The sequence below is a fragment of the Sphingomonas gei genome (assembly GCF_004792685.1).
Taxonomy (GTDB): domain Bacteria; phylum Pseudomonadota; class Alphaproteobacteria; order Sphingomonadales; family Sphingomonadaceae; genus Sphingomonas; species Sphingomonas gei.
The window spans coordinates 384,615-400,138 of the sequence record NZ_SRXT01000001.1 but is presented as its reverse complement, the minus strand read 5'-3'; the positions used below and the strand labels follow the sequence as shown (position 1 = coordinate 400,138).

Genomic DNA, 15,524 nt, shown 5'->3' with positions numbered 1-15,524 from the left:
CTAGAGCCATCATAACGTCACAAACTCCGAAAGCGCGATCCTTTGACCGACGAGACCATCCTCGCCGACCCTTCCGATATTACTCCGATCTCGATCGTCGACGAGATGAAGACCTCGTACCTCGATTACGCGATGAGCGTGATCGTGGCGCGCGCACTGCCCGACGTCCGCGACGGCCTGAAGCCCGTCCACCGCCGCATCCTCTATGCCGCGCAGGAAGGCGGCTATGTCGCCGGCCGCGCCTATCGCAAGTCTGCCCGCCTCGTCGGCGACGTGATGGGCAAATACCATCCCCACGGCGACAGCTCGATCTACGACGCGATGGCGCGCATGGCCCAGGATTGGGCGATGCGGGTGCCGCTGATCGACGGCCAGGGCAATTTCGGCTCGATGGATCCCGATCCCCCCGCGGCGATGCGCTACACCGAAGCGCGGCTCGCCAAGGTCGCGTCGGCTTTGCTCGACGATATCGACAAAGACACCGTCGACTTTCAGGACAATTATGACGGCTCCGAAAGCGAGCCGACGGTCCTCCCTGCCCGCTACCCCAATCTGCTGGTCAACGGCGCGGGCGGTATCGCAGTCGGCATGGCGACCAACATCCCGCCGCACAATCTCGGCGAAGTGATCGACGCGTGCCTCGCTTATATCGAGAATGGCGCGATCACGATCGAAGAATTGATCGAGATCGTCCCAGGCCCCGATTTCCCCACCGGCGGGATCATCCTCGGACGCTCGGGCTGCCGCTCGGCATACCAGACCGGGCGCGGCTCGATCATGGTGCGCAGCCGGCACAAGACCGAGCAGCGCGGCGAGCGCCGCTCGATCGTGCTCACCGAGATCCCGTACCAGCAGGGCAAGAACGCACTGGTCGAGAAGATCGCCGAAGCCGCCAAGGAAAAGCGGATCGAAGGCGTCAGCGACATCCGCGACGAATCGAACCGCGAAGGCGTGCGCATCGTCATCGATCTCAAGCGTGACGCGACGCCTGAGGTCGTGCTCAACCAGCTCTGGCGCAACACCCCGGCGCAGTCGTCCTTCCCGGCGAACATGCTCGCGATCCGCGGGGGCCGCCCCGAACTGCTCAATCTGCGCGACATCATCGAGGCCTTCGTCAAATTCCGCGAGGAAGTGATCACGCGGCGCTCGAAGTTCGAGCTCGCCAAGGCGCGCGACCGTGCGCACGTCTTGCTCGGCCTGGTGATCGCCGTCACCAACCTCGACGAAGTGGTCAAGATCATTCGCAGTTCGCCGAGCCCGGCGGTTGCGCGCGATCGCCTGCTCACCCGCGAATGGCCGATCGCCGAGATCGCGCCGTACATCCGCTTGGTCGAGGCGATCGACACCGAGGTGACCGGCGACAGCTATCGCCTGTCCGAGGTACAGGTTCGCGCGATCCTCGATCTGCGCCTGCACCGCCTGACGGCACTCGGCCGTGACGAGATCGGCGACGAACTCGCCAAGCTCGCCGAGACGATCGCCGAACTGCTCGAGATTCTCGGCAACCGCGCCAAGCTCTACGAAGTCATCGTCGCGGAGTTGACTGCGGTCCGCGATGCCTATGCCACGCCGCGCCGCACCGAGATCGCCGCTGCGGCCGACGGGATCGAAGACGAGGATCTGATCGAGCGTGAGGACATGGTCGTCACCGTAACCATGGAAGGCTATATCAAGCGCACCCCGCTCGACACCTTCCGCGCGCAGGCCAAGGGCGGCAAGGGCCGCGCCGGGATGGCGACCAAGGACGAGGACGCGGTCACGCACCTCTTCGTTACGTCGACGCATACCCCGGTGCTGTTCTTCTCGACGCACGGCAAGGTCTACCGGATGAAGGTCTGGCGCCTGCCCGAGGGCGGGCCGGCCACGCGCGGCCGGCCGATGGTCAATCTGCTGCCGCTCGCCACCGGCGAGACGATCTCGACGGTGCTGCCGCTGCCGGAGGACGAGAATGAATGGGGGGCGCTCCACGTCATGTTCGCCACTGCCAAGGGTTCAGTGCGCCGCAACTCGATGGACGCGTTCGCCAATATCCGCACCAACGGCAAGATCGCGATGCGCTTCGAAGAGGGATCGGAAGACCGGCTGATCGGCGTGTCGCTGCTCACCGAGGACAATGACGTCCTGCTCGCGACCAAGCAGGGCAAGGCGATCCGCTTCGCGTCGACCGACGTTCGCGAGTTCCAGAGCCGCGATTCGACCGGCGTGCGCGGCGCGCGGCTGGCCGACGGCGACGAAGTGATCTCGCTTTCGGTGCTGCGCGGGTTCGAGGCTACTCCGCAGGAGCGCGAGGACTATCTCAAGGCCGCGCCGTGGAAGGAAGGCGAGCGCGAGATCGCGTTGTCTGCCGAGCGGATGGCAGAGTTCGAGGCGGCGGAGGAGTTCATCCTCACCGTCACCGCGAACGGTTTTGGCAAGCGTACCTCGGCGTACGAGTACCGCCGCACCAATCGCGGCGGCCAGGGCATCACCAACATCGTCAGCTCGGATCGCAACGGCCCGGTGGTGGCGAGCTTCCCCGCGCATAACGGCGAGCAGCTGATGCTGGTCACCGACCAGGCCAAATTGATCCGCACGACGGTGGGCTCGGTGCGCGTCACCGGGCGCAACACCCAGGGCGTCATCCTCTTCCGCGTCGCTCCCGGCGAGCATGTCGTCTCCGCCGCACGGATCGAGGAGAGCGAGGACGAGGCTGAGATCAACCTGGCGGATGGTACCGTAGCGGGCGATGCCGTCCCCGACGCGACGACAAGCGAGGACCTCGCGGCGGGGCCGGAGGACGGACAGTAACGCTAAAGTCAGGCAATTGCCGTCATCCCCGCGAAAGCGGGGACCCACCTCCGGCACGCGCCGCGAACACGACAGCTGTTGCTCGCTTGGACAGGGCACGAGATGGGTCCCCCGCTTTCGCGGGGATGACGATAGTTGATGGGAATAATCGCGCATTCACGCTAAGCATCTCGGAGAAGCAGATGCCCGATACCACTGCCTATAAAGTTCTCACCGCCGAACAAATGTCCGTACTCGAGCGCGACGGCAGCTTCGCCGGCGCGCCGGTGGATTTGCAGGACGGCTATATCCATCTCTCGATCGCGGCGCAGCTGCGCGAGACGATCGACAAGCATTTTGCCGGACAGGACGGGCTGTGGCTGGCCGCAGTCGATCTCGAAGCGCTCGGCGAGTCGGTGAAATGGGAACCTTCACGCGGCGGCCAGCTGTTCCCGCACCTCTATGGCGCGCTCCCGCTCGACGCAGTCATCGCCTATAGCGAACTCCATTACGAGCCCGACGGCAGCCTGCGCCTGCCGGTGACCGGCTGAGGGTGGACAAATTGCCCGCTTGCCCCGGCGACTGGCTGCGGTAAGGGCCGGCATGTGACCAAGGCGGCGGACATGCGAACCAATTGGCAGCGCTTTGCACTGTTGCTGGTCGGATGTGCGTTGCTGCTGCGGATGGCGGCCCCCGCCGGCTGGATGCCGCAGCTCGGCGCAGGGCAAGTCACGCTATCATGGTGCGCCGACAGCGGGCTCAGCGGTCCCGCAGCGCTCGGCGAAGCCAAGGCGATGCTCGCCAAGGCGACCGGCAAGCCGGTGCCCGAGGAGCACAAGAAGGGCGACCAACCCTGCGCATTCGGGGTGGCCGCGCAGCCTCTGGCGCCTGCCGATCCGCTCGCGCTGCCGCTACCGTCGCTGCACGCCGAGCCGGTCCGGCACGTCCGACTCGAAGCCGCACCAGGCCGCGGACTCGCCGCCCCTCCCCCTCGCGCGACCGGCCCCCCTCTCCTCGGCTGACGCTGCCGGCGCGTGCCCCTGCGCGCCTTTGCTCGTTTTTGCCGAGGATCCTTCTTGATGTCCAAGTCCGTTCGCGCGCTGCTCGGCGCGCCTATGTTGTTCGCCGCCCTTCCCGCTTTTGCCCAGCAAGCCCCCGCCGCGCGCGACGAGATCGTCGTCACTGCCGAAAAGCTGGTCGGCGAGGCCATTCAGCGCGTCAACGAGACGCCCGGAGGCGCCAATGTCGTCTCCGCCGACACGTTCGACGAAAAGCTCGCCGTCTCGCTGCGCGACGCGCTGGCTTTCTCGCCCGGCGTCTATGCCCAGCCGCGCTTCGGCCAGGAAGTGCGGCTGTCGATCCGCGGTTCGGGGATCAGCCGCGGCTATCACATGCGCGGGCTGACGCTGCTCCAGGACGGCGTCCCGATCAATCTGGCCGACGACAATGGCGATTTCCAGGAGCTCGATCCCGCCTTCCTCCAGCATATCGAAGTGTTCCGCGGCGCCAACGCACTCCGCTTCGGCGCATCGACTTTGGGCGGCGCGATCAATGGCGTGACACCCACCGGGCGCTCGTCGAACGGCGTACATCTACGTCTCGACGGCGGCAGCTTTGGCACGGTTCGAGGCCTCGCCAGCGCCGGTTTCGCGGACGAACGCGGCGACGCCTGGCTCGCGATCGCCGGCGACCGCTCCGACGGCGACCGCGATCACGCGCACCGCAAGGCGCTTCGCGTCAACGGCAATGCCGGGCTGCGCCTGAGCGACCGCGTCGAGACGCGCTTCTATGCCAGCGCGCAGGCGATTCGGCAGGAATTGCCGGGGTCGCTAACCTATGCAGCAACGCTCGCGACTCCGCAAAGCGGCAACTTCCTCAATGATCAGGCGCGGGACATCGATTCGCTGCGCCTGCAGAACCGCACCAGCATCACGCTGGGTGCCGGCAAGCTCGATGTCGGGCTGTTCCTCAACGCCAAGCAACTCCACCACCCGATCTACCAACTGATCGACCAGAAATCGCTCGACTGGGGCAGCTATGCCCGGCTCGATCAGGACTTCGGCATGTTCGGCTTCACCGCAGGCGTCACTGCCCGCTTCGGCTCGGTCGCGTCGCGGCGCTTCTTCAACTTGGACGGCGAGCAAGGCGCGAAGACCTTCGAGGCCGATCAGCGCGCACGCACGATCGACGCCTATGCCGAGGCGCGGCTGCGCCCGACCGAACGGCTCACGCTGATCGCCGGGGCGGTCTACACCTCGGGGCTGCGGCGGCAGGACCAGGTCTTCCCCGCAACCACCAGCAATCGCGCGACCTTCGACCAGCTCTCGCCCAAGCTGGGGCTGCTGTTCGAGCCGGCCGATGCCGTCCAGCTCTATGCCAATCTCAGCCGCAGCCACGAGCTTCCCGGCTTTATCGAACTGGCGCAGCTCTCCCAGTTCGTTCCGCTCGACGCGCAGCGCGGCTGGACCGTCGAGATTGGCGGGCGCGGCCGGATCGGCCCGTTGCGCTTCGACCTCAGCATCTATCGCGCCGATCTCGATGGCGAGTTGCTCCAATATGACGTCGGTTTTGGCATTCCCGCTTCGACCTTCAACGCCGGGCGCACGCGGCACCAGGGCGTCGAGCTCGGCCTGGATCTCGATCTCACTGCCTGGCTGCGGCTGCGGCAGGTCTGGCAAGTCAACGACTTCCGCTTCCGCGACGACGCGCAGTTCGGGGACAATCGATTGCCGGTGATCCCCGAGCAATTCTATCGCGCCGAACTGCGGCTCGGCGACGACGGGCTCCACGTCGCGCCCAACATGGAATGGGTACCGCGCGGTGCTTGGGTCGACTATGCCAACAGCATGCGCATCGGCGGCTATGTTCTGTTCGGGGCGAGCGCGGAGGCGGCGGTTATGCCGGGGGTTACTTTGTTCGCCGATGCCCGCAATCTCGCAGGGCGCAAGGCGGCCGGCGATATTTCCGCAATCGTGCGGTACGTGCCCGACAATCCTTCCACGCTGCGTGACGAGAGCAGCCAGATCTTCACTCCGGTCGAGCGACGCAGCGTCTTCGCCGGCGTGCGGGCGGCGTTCTGATGGCGGCCGCTCCGGCTTCGCGCTGGTACAATGCAGTGTGGCGCTGGCATTTCTATGCCGGGCTGTTCTGCATGCCCTTCGTCCTGTGGCTGGCGGCGACCGGGACGATCTATCTGTGGAAGCCGCAGATCGAAGCGTGGCTGGAGCGGCCTTATGATACGCTGACGCCGGCGGGCCCGCGGGCCAGCGCCGCCGCGCAGGTGAAGGCCGCGATGGCGGCAATGCCCGGCGCCACGCTGCACAAATATCAGCTCCCGGAGAGGCCGGGCGAGGCGGCGCGGATCATCGTCGGCCGGAAGGGGATCGAGACGCGGGTCTATGTCGATCCTTACCGGCTGCGCGTGCTGGGCACCGCGACTGAGAGCGAGCGCCCGCTGCGTGTGGTCTCGGACCTGCACGGCACCTTCCGCGCGGGCAATCCCGGAAGCTATCTGGTCGAGATCGCCGCCTGCTGGACGGTGACGATGCTGCTCACCGGCCTGTATCTGTGGTGGCCCCGCCGGGCGCGCGGGCTCGGCGGGGTGCTCTATCCGCGGCTGCGGAGCGGCAAACGCCTGTTCTGGCGCGACGTGCATGCCGTGGCTGGTATCTGGGTCGCAGTGCTCGCCTTGCTTCTGATCTCGACCGGGCTCCCCTGGGCGAAATTCTGGGGCAGCTATTTCAAGGAAGTGCGCACCGTCGCCGGCACGCTCGACGGTCCACAGGACTGGCCTACAGGAGCCCGCAACGCGATGCTGGGCGATCATGCCGAGCATGCGGGAATGACGATGGCGCACGGGGCCGCGCCCGGCGGCGATCTCGATCGCGTGGTCGCCGCGGTCTATCCGCTCGGCATCGCCCCGCCGGTGCTGCTGGCCCCACCCACCAGGGGCACGGAGTGGACTGTGAGCTCGGACGCCGCCGATCGTCCGCAACGCACCAGCATAACCGTCGACGGAACCACCGGAGCACTCACTTCGCGCCGCGATTTCGCCGATCGCCACTGGCTCGATCGCGCCGTCGGCTACGGCATCGCCGCGCACGAAGGCGCGCTGTTCGGACTAGCCAACCAGTTGCTCGGCACATTGACGGCGCTTCTCCTGGCCACGCTGTCGGTGTCGGGGGCAGCGATATGGTGGCGGCGGCGACCGCAGGGGCTGCTGGGTGCGCCGATCGCGCTGTCGCGACCACGCTACGGGACAATGCTGATCGCGCTGGTGTTGCTGCTGGCGCTGGCCATGCCGCTGTTCGGCGCGACGCTTGGGCTGGCCGTGGTCGCCGACTGGTTGCTGCTGCCGCGCTGGCCGGGCTTGCGCCGCTGGCTCGGGCGCGCTCCGATACGCGCTTGACGGTTGGGCGAGTGCGTCCTAATTGCCCGCCTTCCGCAGCACGGCCCCTTCGTCTAGCGGTTAGGACGTCGCCCTCTCACGGCGAAAACACGAGTTCGATTCTCGTAGGGGTCACCAGCGTTTTCAATGGGTTAGCGGCAATCCGCGCCCATTGAATCAGTTTTTCTCTCAAATTTCTCTCTTAAAGCTCCCGGGATTTCGGGGGATCACCCAGGAATTTGGGGTCGCTAACGATCGGGCGAATCGCCTCGGCGTCAGTAGTCCATGTTGACGTGCCGTTCCCAAGCAGATGACCAGGCTTCGATATAAGCATTGATGGCATCGGGCCCACCGGCGATCGCTTCTGCGTATTCGGCGCAGTGATGGGCATCAAATACCGGATCGACACTATCCTTGATGAACTGATCGGGGCCGGCGAGGTCCCCTGCAGCCAGCAATCGATCCAACTTATCAAAAGTCGCGCAACTCTCAGCGTGATCGTCAGCGTCGACCGGCAGCATCGAGAACCGCACGCTGTCGCCAAACCGAGTAAAATTACCGGGCACCGGGCCAATGCCGGGAAGTCGGAAGAAGAGTGATCCCTGGTCGTTCTCGACACCACCATGGGCGAAGGGGTTCCGGATACGCTCCTTGATCCGATGCATCTTCCCAACGACGTCGGCCGCAGATCGCGATGATGGGCCGGGCAAGACGAGCTTGAGCTTATCTCCCCATCTCATACCCAGCAGCGCGAGGACTTCGCCTTCACCGAATGGCTTGCCCATAAATGCACGAAGCAGCACCAGTCGGTGTTCGAGGCAGCTGAAATAGGCGTCTATCATCGCCGTCGAATGGAAGAAGCCCTCACGCTCTGCCGATATGACCGCGTTGAGTCTCGCGGTCATATCGGCGCTGATCGACCTCATCTTCTCGCCTTCGCTCTGTTCGCCGTTGGCCTCCGCAGATGAAGGCGGTGCTGCGCCGCGCCGGTAAGCGAGGTCGGCGAGCTCACGGTGAAAACGGTAGCGCTCATCGAACTCGGCGAAGCGATTGACGATCATCACTTCACCGTTGTCGATCTGAGCCTCCGCAAATGGCCGAAGATAGGCTTCGACTTCGCGCATTGCGCTGCGGAGTTGGCCTTCGACACGCGATTGCAGATCGAGGCGATCCTTGGGCACGAAAACCGCGAACCCAAACTTCTGATGCTCGAAGGCCACGCGCTGACCGTCTATCGCGCCGTAGACAGTCCAGCGCACCTTTTCGCCATGGCCGTGCCAACGCCAGTCCATCACGTCGCGCAAGGTGAAGAGAACCAGCTCAGGCACAGGAAACAACCCGCGAGCCGGGCGATAACGCATCATCGCAGCGCGCGCATTCTCTTCGGGAATCTCGACTGTGAAACCGGCCAGCTTGCGGCTTAGCCGCCGACGCAGCACCTCAAGGCGGCGTGCCTGATCGGGCAAAACGGCGGGCTCGTCTGACATCACATCTCTCTATCTGGATGGCAGAGGCAATTGCCATGCCCATCATATTCCGCAAAATCGGACGGCTGCCATGAAGATCGTAGATCGCCTGCTGAACCGATCGGAGGAAGTCGCGTTTCGCGAGCTCGAGCGCATTGCCCAAGACAATGGTCTGCGGGTGTTCGCCAAGACCCGCTTATCCGACGTCATCGCAAAGGGGCACGCTCATCTGAGTCAGCGAGAGTTCGACTATTTCACACGAAGTCATTGCGACTATGTCGTCACTGACGATGTGTATCGTCCGGTGATGGTCGTCGAATACGATGGGCCGTTCCACGTAGATGCACGACAACAAGAGCGCGATCGGATCAAGAACGCGCTTCTGCGCGAGGCCGGGCTTGGCCTCCTGCGCATCAACGATCGTCATGTGACGAAGTCCTACCGCGGCATGTCGGTGCTGCGCTGGATCATCGAAGTCACAGAATTGATGAAAATCTTCGACGAGGGGCAGCGTAGCGGACAGATCCCACTCGATGAACCGTTCGATCCGTCGGCGTTCGACTCGATCGGGGATGGCCCGCGCTTTCCCTATTGGTTGTCCGCGCCAGCGACCCAGTCGTTTCACGCCTTCTTCAAAACGCTCGATCCCACTGTGCCTCACGGATGGTCATCGTTTACCGGACGGGACATCGAAGGGACGGCCTGCCGCCTCTCCTGCCTTTACTTCAACGATCATATCCTCTGGGCCAAAACGGCTGTGAGACGCCAGGATCTGGTATTCCCCCACTATGATCTACTCGACGAGATCGACGGATGTGAGCTTGGCGAGCGTCTCGCGCGGTTCAGGCGCGGCGACATCCAGGCTGCGACGAAGGCTGAATTCCGACGGATCTTCGATCACTTTTGCGAAAAGTACAGCCCGCACCCCACGCATTCGAGCGGGGCATTCCCTTTCGAAATCGTGTGGGATGGCAAAGACGGATTGCGATATCGCTGAGCGATATTGGCTCCTTGCCAGCTCCTGCCCAGGCCGTACGCCCGCGCGTTGGATCAGATCGGCAATGCCAGCTGATCCACATCCACGCTGGGCTCCGCACGATGCAGCCGGTCGACGATAGCGCGCGCTAGCTCTTCCGCGGCTTGTTCGCGCAATCGGTCGTTCGGCATTGTGATCCCGACGCGCGCCCAGCCGGGTGCGGCCAGAATGGCAGATGAGATCGCGGCACGCGAAGGTTCTGGGGCGAATCGTTCCATGCCCCAGAAATGGCACAAACCGAGAACAAATGAAAAGAGGCTTGCGCCGGTCGACCGTCTTCGATGCGACGAACGGAGGAATGCCGCTACCCGATTGGCAAGTCTCGAGCGACGATCCGCCGGCGGACAGCCTCCCGCAAACTGGAGACGAGGATCAGCGTGCTCCGGCGATCCTTGGCAATCTCGATCTCGCCAGTGGCGATCAGCTCATAGATCCTCGACCGACTGAATCCCGTCATGGCGACAGCCGTGGGGATGCGAACGCTGATCGGTTCGAATGCGTCTCCCCCAGCCCTTCCCTCAATTCGATTGGCAGCGGACATGGCACTCACTTTCCGCCAGGCCGGGTTTTGGCAAATACCCGGTCGCTGTCGAGGAAGGCCGTCAGCATCGACGGGATCAGGTCAGCAATGGCCTCTTCCTGACCATAGGTCTCCTTGTAGAGCGCCGCATATCGCGTGAGATCCGCGAAAAGCTGCGGGGTTACCTGTATCCCGACCTTCACCGGCGTGCGGTCGGGGAGCCGCGGAAGACGCAGGTCGGCCATCACTGTTCCTCCAGCCAGGGTTTCAGGATCAGATCGTGGTGCACCAGTAGCCGGACGGGGGCACCCGGACGGATAGTGAGCGTCGGCTGGATTTGCAGGTTGCGCGACGTGAGCTGGTCGCCGGCGCGCGATACGCTTTGCTGGGTCGATTGCCGCACGGCCTGGACGAGATCGCTCTCGCCGCTGAACTGCAATTCCGAGCCGACGCCCAGCAGGGTCGACAGCACGACGCCCTTGAGCAGCGTCCAGGTGTGGAAATCCACCTTGTCGGCCAGGCCGGCATAGCCCGACGGATCGGTGGCGGGCGCGTTATCCAGGCGGATCGAACTTCCGTCAGGGAAGATGATCCGCTGCCATACGACCAGCGCGCGGCGCTGCCCGAAGGCGACCACGCTGTCATATGCGCCGATGAGCCGTGCACCCTGCGGTATCAGGAGAATGCGGCCGGTTGCGCTGTCGAAGATCCGCTCGGTCACCTGCGCGGTCACCAAACCGGGAAGGTCCGACCGCAAACCCGTGATCAGGCTGGCCGAGATCACGCTACCCGCGGACAAGGTGAACGGTGATGGGCGCGGCGCTACCGCATGAGGGTTGCTATCGCCGGCCTTGTCGGTGCTGCGAACAAACTCTGCCTTGTGCGCTTGCCCATTGGGATCGCGATCGACATCGACCGCGACGCCACCCGCCTGATCAGCCGATGGTATCGGCGCCGCAACTGCCGGCATCGCCTGGCCTTGGCTCTGTTGGCCGGCTGTCTGCACCAGCAGCCCGGACTCGCGCGCAGCCTTGAGTTCCGCGGCACGGCGCTGGCGGGCGTCATCGGCGGGTTTCGGGGCCGTCGACACCGCAGGCGGCACAGGCGGTATCGCTTCCCCGGCGAGCTGGCGCTGGCGATCGAGGATGGGTTTGCCCAGATCCCCCGGCAGCGGCGGCCCGAGCTTCGGCACCGTGCCGTAGCTGGCCGGCAGCGCGCTCAGCGTGTCGGTCGGCGGCTTGGCCGCGATGTTCTTGTCCTCGCTATCAGCGGCGAGGTGCAGCGCCCGCGGTTCAAGCGCGAACCAGGCCGTACCGACAACCCCAGTCACGGCGATGGCGGCCAGCGATACGATCACGCCCCGCTTGAAGCGGATAGCGCGACCAGGTCGCGCGCGCAGCACGAAGGTCTCCGGATCGACCTTCGGCTGGGTCGAAGGCACGGCGCCTTGGGGCACCTCGGCCGTATCGTCGCTCACGACGCCCTCCCCTTCGCCCGGCCGCGGCGTCCGGCCTCGCCGATGCGGGTAAGCCGGACGATATCCTGACGCTTGGTGCCGAGACGGAGTTCGGCGGCATCGAAGATCCTGTCGACGACATAGTAGCGCCCGCGCAGGCGGTAATTGACGAGCTGGGCCTCGCCCTTCGCGCCGACGAGAAACAACGGCGGCGCCTCGCCGACCGCAAGACTGGCAGGGAATTCGATATAGGTCTGCCTGCCGTCGTCGAAAGCGCGCAGCGGCCGCCATCGCGGCGTATCGCCCGAGATGGCGTAGTTGAAATGCAGCTGATCGACATCGAGCCCGGCAGCCACCGGGACAGCCGCGGCCGCAGCTTCCTCGGATCGCTTGATCGCCAGCAGCGCATCCTGCGGATAGGTCCAGGCCAGCGCCGACATGCCGACGCTCCGCACGCTGGCGAGCGCGATATGATAGGTTCGCCTGTCGGTGGTGATGACGAGATTGGTGGAAAGACCCGCGGCATAGGGCTTCACGAGAATATGGACGCGCTTGCCCGCCCCTACCCCGCTCGTCGTATCGCCGATCACCCAGCGCGCCGTGTCGCCGCTCGCCACCGCGCCCAGCACCTCGCCGGGCTCGAGCACGATGTCGGTCACCCGCTCGGGGGCGGTGGTCACCTGATAGATCGTGCCCTCGGCATAGGGCATCACCGCGGTGGCATTGAGGAACGCCGGCGGCGACGGTTCGAGCGTAGCCGCCCGGTTCGCCGCTGCTATCGTCGATGTGGCCCGATGCGAGGTCTCGGCGGTGGACGAGTCCTGCGCGAAAGCGCTGGCAGGCGCGAGGAGTGCGATCGCCATCGAAAGGAGCGAGGGCAAGGTGCGGGAACGTTTCATTGCCGGTTCTCCGGATTGGTGGGGATTGGGTTCATGGCGGCAGCGGGCGCAGCGGTGATCGGAACGTCGGGTGCCGGCTGCGCCGGCGGCGGGGTAGTCGGGCTCACCGCCGGCTCGATCTCGCGGCTCCAATCGATCGCATCGACATAGAGGCCGAGCGGATTCTTGCGCAGCACCTCCGCCGAGGCGGGCGGCCTGAGCTTGACGGTGAGGATGCCGGTCCAGTGCGACGTGCCGGCCTGCGCACCTCGGTCAAACGCCGCCTCGATCCATTTGACCTGGAACGACTGATCCGAGGCGCGGACCACGCTGGTGACCTGGACCGACACCGTCTTCTGGCCGACGGCGCCGAACGGGTTCGCTGAGCGGGCATAGTCTCCCAGGAACACCGCACCCCGCTGGGTGGCGAAATCATAGGCCGACAGCCAATCGCGCCGCATCAGCACCGGGTCGAGTGAGACCGACCGCACCTTCTCGATGAAGCGGGCCAGGTGCCAGGAAATCTGGGCGTCCGTAGGGTGATATCCGGCTTCCGCTTCGCTGATCGCGCGCGCCTCGCCGAGACGATCGACCTCGACGACATAGGGCGTCACGCGACTCTGCAGCGACTGCCAGATCAGCGCACCGGACATCGCGGTCGTAAGTGCCAGTCCGCCGAAAGCCATCAGCCGCCAGTTGCGCGCCTGGACGCGCGCCGATCCGAGCCGTTCGTCCCAGAGCTGGCCGGCGCGGTGAAAGGGCGTGTCCGGCTCTGGCGTCCGGCCGTAGCGCTGGACGCTTCGCTTGAAGAGCATCGATCAATCCTCCTTTTCCTTGATGTCGGGAGTGGCGGACGCGCCACCGCGATCGCCTTCGCGAAGCGTGTGGGCGACGACCTGACGATGGTGGCGCGCGTCCTGCTGGCGGCGCAGCGACTGCGCCCAGGCAGGCTGTTGCTCGCCAGTCTGGCCGGATGCGCTTGCCGCCGGCGCCTGCCGGTTGGTGAGAGAATCGAAGGCGGCTTGCCGGCCGGACGCAGCAGCCTCACCGATGCCGAAGGCGCCGGCGGCGCGATTGCGCAGCGCTCCGCCCGCCGCGCTTGCGACGCCCTTCAGGCCCGCGCCGACGCTGGTGGAGCCGGCGCCCTCCTGCCCGAGCTTGTAGGCAGTCGAAGCGGCCGAGCCCATCGAGGTGCCGGCGCGGACGGCGCCGAGCGCAGCCCCGCCGATGGCGCGGGTACCGGCGAGAGCGGCCCCGCCGCCCAATGCAGCGACGCCCGCAGCACCAAGCGCGGTACCGGCGACCGCGCCCGCACCGAGCTGCGGCGCGCCAGACACAAGGCCGGTGGCGATGCCTGGGCCGAAGATGCCGAGCCCGAACAGGGTGAGCGACGCGAGCGCGAGGCTCATCGCCTTCCCGATGTCGGGCTCCTGCCCCTGCAGCGAGCCGACGAAATCGTTGAAATAGTTCGAGCCGATGCCGACGATGACGGCGAGCACCATCACCTTGATCCCCGAGCTGACGACGCTGCCCAGCACGCGTTCGGCGAGGAAGCTGGTCCGGTTCCAGAGCGCAAACGGCACCAGCACGAAGCCGGCGAGCGTGGTCAGCTTGAACTCGAGGATCGTGATGAACAACTGGATCGCGAGAACGAAAAACGACAGGATCACCAGCGCCCAGGCAAACAGCAGCACGGCGATCGTCAGGAAGTTCGAGAAGAAGGTCGTGAAGCCGAGCAGCTGCGAGACCTGATCGAGCAGTGGCCATGCGGCGGAGAAGCCGGTGCCGGCCAGCCTGCCGGGCTTCAGCAGGTCGTCCGCCGAGATTGTGCCACCGCCCGCGGTCAATCCTGCCGCGGCAAACGAATTGAAGACGATATTCGCGAGCGTCGAGAAGCTGTTCAGGATGAAGGCGAACGCGCCGACATAAAGGATCTTCTTGAGGAAGCGCCCCATCACATCCTGTTCGCCGCCCAGCGCCCAGAACAGACCGGCCAGGGTGATGTCGATGCCGATCAGCGTCGCCGCCAGGAAATGGACGTCCCCGCCCAGCAGGCCGAACCCGCTGTCGATGTAGCGAATGAACGCCTGCATGAACTGGTCGATGACGTTGAGGTCGGTCACGGCTGATCTCCGCTGGTGGTCGGCGGTCCCGCGGAACGCGCTGGGGGAGCTGGAGCGCGCCCCGCGGGAGTGACGGCGGACCGGGGGCGATGCCCGCCGTCACGCTCGGACGGGAGGCCCCTAGCGAGGGTGGTAGGCCGTGCCGTCGCCGAGAAATTTGCGGGTAGCTGCCTGGGCTTCGGCCTCGGCCTGGGCGCGACGCGACGCCTCCAGCGTCTCGGCCCGGTACTGCGCCGCCATCATGTTCTGGATCTGGAACTGCTGCTTGGCGGTGAGGGCGAGCAGCTGGTTGGTCGCCTGCTGCGCCTGGAGACCACCTTCGGCGCCCTGACTCTTCGCCACGATCGCCGCGAGCGTCTGCGCATCGGCGGCGACATTGCCGACCACCTGTGCCTGGACCTGCATCGTCTGGTTGAATGCCGCAACCGATGTGTCGAGACGGGCCTTGGCACCGACGACGAGATCGTTGGTGGTCAGCGCCTGGTTGAAGCTCTGCGGAAACAGCCGGCGGAACTCGCTGTCGACCTGCTCGACCCGAAAGCTGATTCCCTGCGCCTGCCCCATCAATCGGTCGATCTGCTGGAGAGTCTGGGTAAGCGCCTGTAGCTCCGGAAAGTCGATCCGGGTCAGGTTCTTCGCTTGGTTGATCAGCATCGTCGCTTCGTTCTGGAGCGACTGGATCTGGTTGTTGATTTGGCTGAGCGCCCGCGCTGCGGTGAGCAGGTTCTGCGAATAATTGGTCGGATCGAACACCGTGATCTGGGCGGACGCCGGCGTGGCGTACAGCGCCATGCCGAGCGAACCGGCGGAACCGAGCGCGAGCGCGGTTGCGACGAGATATTTGGAGATGGGACGGGATGGGTTTCGCCGGGACATGGGGTTTCTCCTTTGG

General features: G+C 65.4%; 15 protein-coding genes and 1 tRNA gene. 7 read left to right on the top strand and 9 right to left on the bottom strand.

The features are described 5' to 3' along the window. Nucleotides 1–42 precede the first annotated feature (42 nt). The 6 genes from gyrA to E5A73_RS01620 all read left to right on the top strand — a co-directional run bounded on the left by gyrA (nt 43) and on the right by E5A73_RS01620 (nt 7,291). Entirely contained in the window at nt 43–2,787 is a 2,745-nt protein-coding gene (gene gyrA / locus E5A73_RS01645) for a DNA gyrase subunit A (RefSeq protein ID WP_135962056.1), read from the top strand. Nucleotides 2,788–2,969: 182 nt separating this feature from the next. Next, nucleotides 2,970–3,317 carry a DUF952 domain-containing protein gene (locus E5A73_RS01640; protein WP_135962055.1) on the top strand — a complete coding sequence of 116 codons (348 nt, stop codon included), beginning with the start codon at nt 2,970–2,972 and terminating at the stop codon, nt 3,315–3,317. A gap of 54 nt (nt 3,318–3,371) precedes the next feature. Further along, nucleotides 3,372–3,788 (top strand): hypothetical protein, encoded by a 417-nt coding sequence (locus E5A73_RS01635; protein WP_168355771.1) that lies wholly within the window; start codon nt 3,372–3,374, stop codon nt 3,786–3,788. Nucleotides 3,789–3,845: 57 nt separating this feature from the next. Further along, nucleotides 3,846–5,846, top strand: coding sequence for a TonB-dependent receptor family protein (locus tag E5A73_RS01630; protein WP_135962053.1), 2,001 nt, complete (start codon nt 3,846–3,848; stop codon nt 5,844–5,846). After that, on the top strand, nt 5,846–7,174 hold the full coding sequence (locus E5A73_RS01625) for a PepSY-associated TM helix domain-containing protein (RefSeq protein WP_135962052.1): 1,329 nt from the start codon (nt 5,846–5,848) through the stop codon (nt 7,172–7,174). Before E5A73_RS01630 ends, E5A73_RS01625 begins: the two co-directional genes overlap by 1 nt. Nucleotides 7,175–7,216: 42 nt before the next feature. Next, nucleotides 7,217–7,291: transfer RNA gene (locus E5A73_RS01620), tRNA-Glu, on the top strand. Nucleotides 7,292–7,428: 137 nt separating this feature from the next. Here the strand turns inward: E5A73_RS01620 and E5A73_RS01615 are convergent. Further along, nucleotides 7,429–8,640 carry a hypothetical protein gene (locus E5A73_RS01615; RefSeq protein ID WP_135962051.1) on the bottom strand — a complete coding sequence of 404 codons (1,212 nt, stop codon included), beginning with the start codon at nt 8,638–8,640 and terminating at the stop codon, nt 7,429–7,431. A 70-nt stretch (nt 8,641–8,710) separates the two neighbouring features. Here E5A73_RS01615 and E5A73_RS01610 point away from each other — a divergent pair, with 70 nt between their 5' ends. Continuing rightward, nucleotides 8,711–9,616: a DUF2726 domain-containing protein gene (locus tag E5A73_RS01610; protein ID WP_135962050.1), complete on the top strand. Its 906-nt coding sequence runs from the start codon at nt 8,711–8,713 to the stop codon at nt 9,614–9,616. Between the two features lie 53 nt (nt 9,617–9,669). Here the strand turns inward: E5A73_RS01610 and E5A73_RS01605 are convergent, their stop codons facing one another. From E5A73_RS01605 to trbJ, 8 genes are all read right to left on the bottom strand, one after another. Continuing rightward, on the bottom strand, nt 9,670–9,873 hold the full coding sequence (locus tag E5A73_RS01605) for a DUF6771 family protein (protein ID WP_135962049.1): 204 nt from the start codon (nt 9,871–9,873) through the stop codon (nt 9,670–9,672). 86 nt (nt 9,874–9,959) lie between these two features. Further along, the gene (locus E5A73_RS01600; protein WP_135962048.1) at nt 9,960–10,196 is read right to left on the bottom strand and encodes a MerR family transcriptional regulator; all 237 of its coding nucleotides are present in this window, start codon (nt 10,194–10,196) and stop codon (nt 9,960–9,962) included. A gap of 5 nt (nt 10,197–10,201) precedes the next feature. Then, a complete protein-coding gene (locus E5A73_RS01595) occupies nt 10,202–10,420 on the bottom strand; it encodes a DUF2274 domain-containing protein (protein ID WP_135962047.1) in 219 nt (72 codons plus the stop codon). Beyond that, nucleotides 10,420–11,652 carry a TraB/TrbI/VirB10 family type IV secretion system protein gene (locus E5A73_RS01590; RefSeq protein ID WP_240699966.1) on the bottom strand — a complete coding sequence of 411 codons (1,233 nt, stop codon included), beginning with the start codon at nt 11,650–11,652 and terminating at the stop codon, nt 10,420–10,422. The genes E5A73_RS01595 and E5A73_RS01590 overlap by 1 nt, the downstream gene beginning before the upstream one ends. Then, nucleotides 11,649–12,530 (bottom strand): P-type conjugative transfer protein TrbG, encoded by an 882-nt coding sequence (trbG, locus tag E5A73_RS01585; protein ID WP_240699965.1) that lies wholly within the window; start codon nt 12,528–12,530, stop codon nt 11,649–11,651. Before trbG ends, E5A73_RS01590 begins: the two co-directional genes overlap by 4 nt. Then, a complete protein-coding gene (trbF, locus tag E5A73_RS01580; RefSeq protein WP_135962046.1) occupies nt 12,527–13,324 on the bottom strand; it encodes a conjugal transfer protein TrbF in 798 nt (265 codons plus the stop codon). Before trbF ends, trbG begins: the two co-directional genes overlap by 4 nt. Before the next feature lie 3 nt (nt 13,325–13,327). Continuing rightward, nucleotides 13,328–14,632, bottom strand: a complete 1,305-nt coding sequence (gene trbL, locus E5A73_RS01575) for a P-type conjugative transfer protein TrbL (protein WP_135962045.1) — start codon at nt 14,630–14,632, stop codon at nt 13,328–13,330. A gap of 120 nt (nt 14,633–14,752) precedes the next feature. After that, the gene (gene trbJ, locus E5A73_RS01570; protein ID WP_135962044.1) at nt 14,753–15,508 is read right to left on the bottom strand and encodes a P-type conjugative transfer protein TrbJ; all 756 of its coding nucleotides are present in this window, start codon (nt 15,506–15,508) and stop codon (nt 14,753–14,755) included. Nucleotides 15,509–15,524: the final 16 nt, after the last annotated feature.

Coding starts and splice junctions, on each gene's coding strand:
- E5A73_RS01640 (WP_135962055.1), top strand. CDS start 2,970: ATGCCCGATACCACTGCCTATAAAGTTCTCACCGCCGAACAAATGTCC.
- E5A73_RS01630 (WP_135962053.1), top strand. CDS start 3,846: ATGTCCAAGTCCGTTCGCGCGCTGCTCGGCGCGCCTATGTTGTTCGCC.
- E5A73_RS01625 (WP_135962052.1), top strand. CDS start 5,846: ATGGCGGCCGCTCCGGCTTCGCGCTGGTACAATGCAGTGTGGCGCTGG.
- E5A73_RS01615 (WP_135962051.1), bottom strand. CDS start 8,640: ATGTCAGACGAGCCCGCCGTTTTGCCCGATCAGGCACGCCGCCTTGAG.
- E5A73_RS01610 (WP_135962050.1), top strand. CDS start 8,711: ATGAAGATCGTAGATCGCCTGCTGAACCGATCGGAGGAAGTCGCGTTT.
- E5A73_RS01605 (WP_135962049.1), bottom strand. CDS start 9,873: ATGGAACGATTCGCCCCAGAACCTTCGCGTGCCGCGATCTCATCTGCC.
- E5A73_RS01600 (WP_135962048.1), bottom strand. CDS start 10,196: ATGTCCGCTGCCAATCGAATTGAGGGAAGGGCTGGGGGAGACGCATTC.
- E5A73_RS01595 (WP_135962047.1), bottom strand. CDS start 10,420: ATGGCCGACCTGCGTCTTCCGCGGCTCCCCGACCGCACGCCGGTGAAG.
- trbG (WP_240699965.1), bottom strand. CDS start 12,530: ATGAAACGTTCCCGCACCTTGCCCTCGCTCCTTTCGATGGCGATCGCA.
- trbF (WP_135962046.1), bottom strand. CDS start 13,324: ATGCTCTTCAAGCGAAGCGTCCAGCGCTACGGCCGGACGCCAGAGCCG.
- trbJ (WP_135962044.1), bottom strand. CDS start 15,508: ATGTCCCGGCGAAACCCATCCCGTCCCATCTCCAAATATCTCGTCGCA.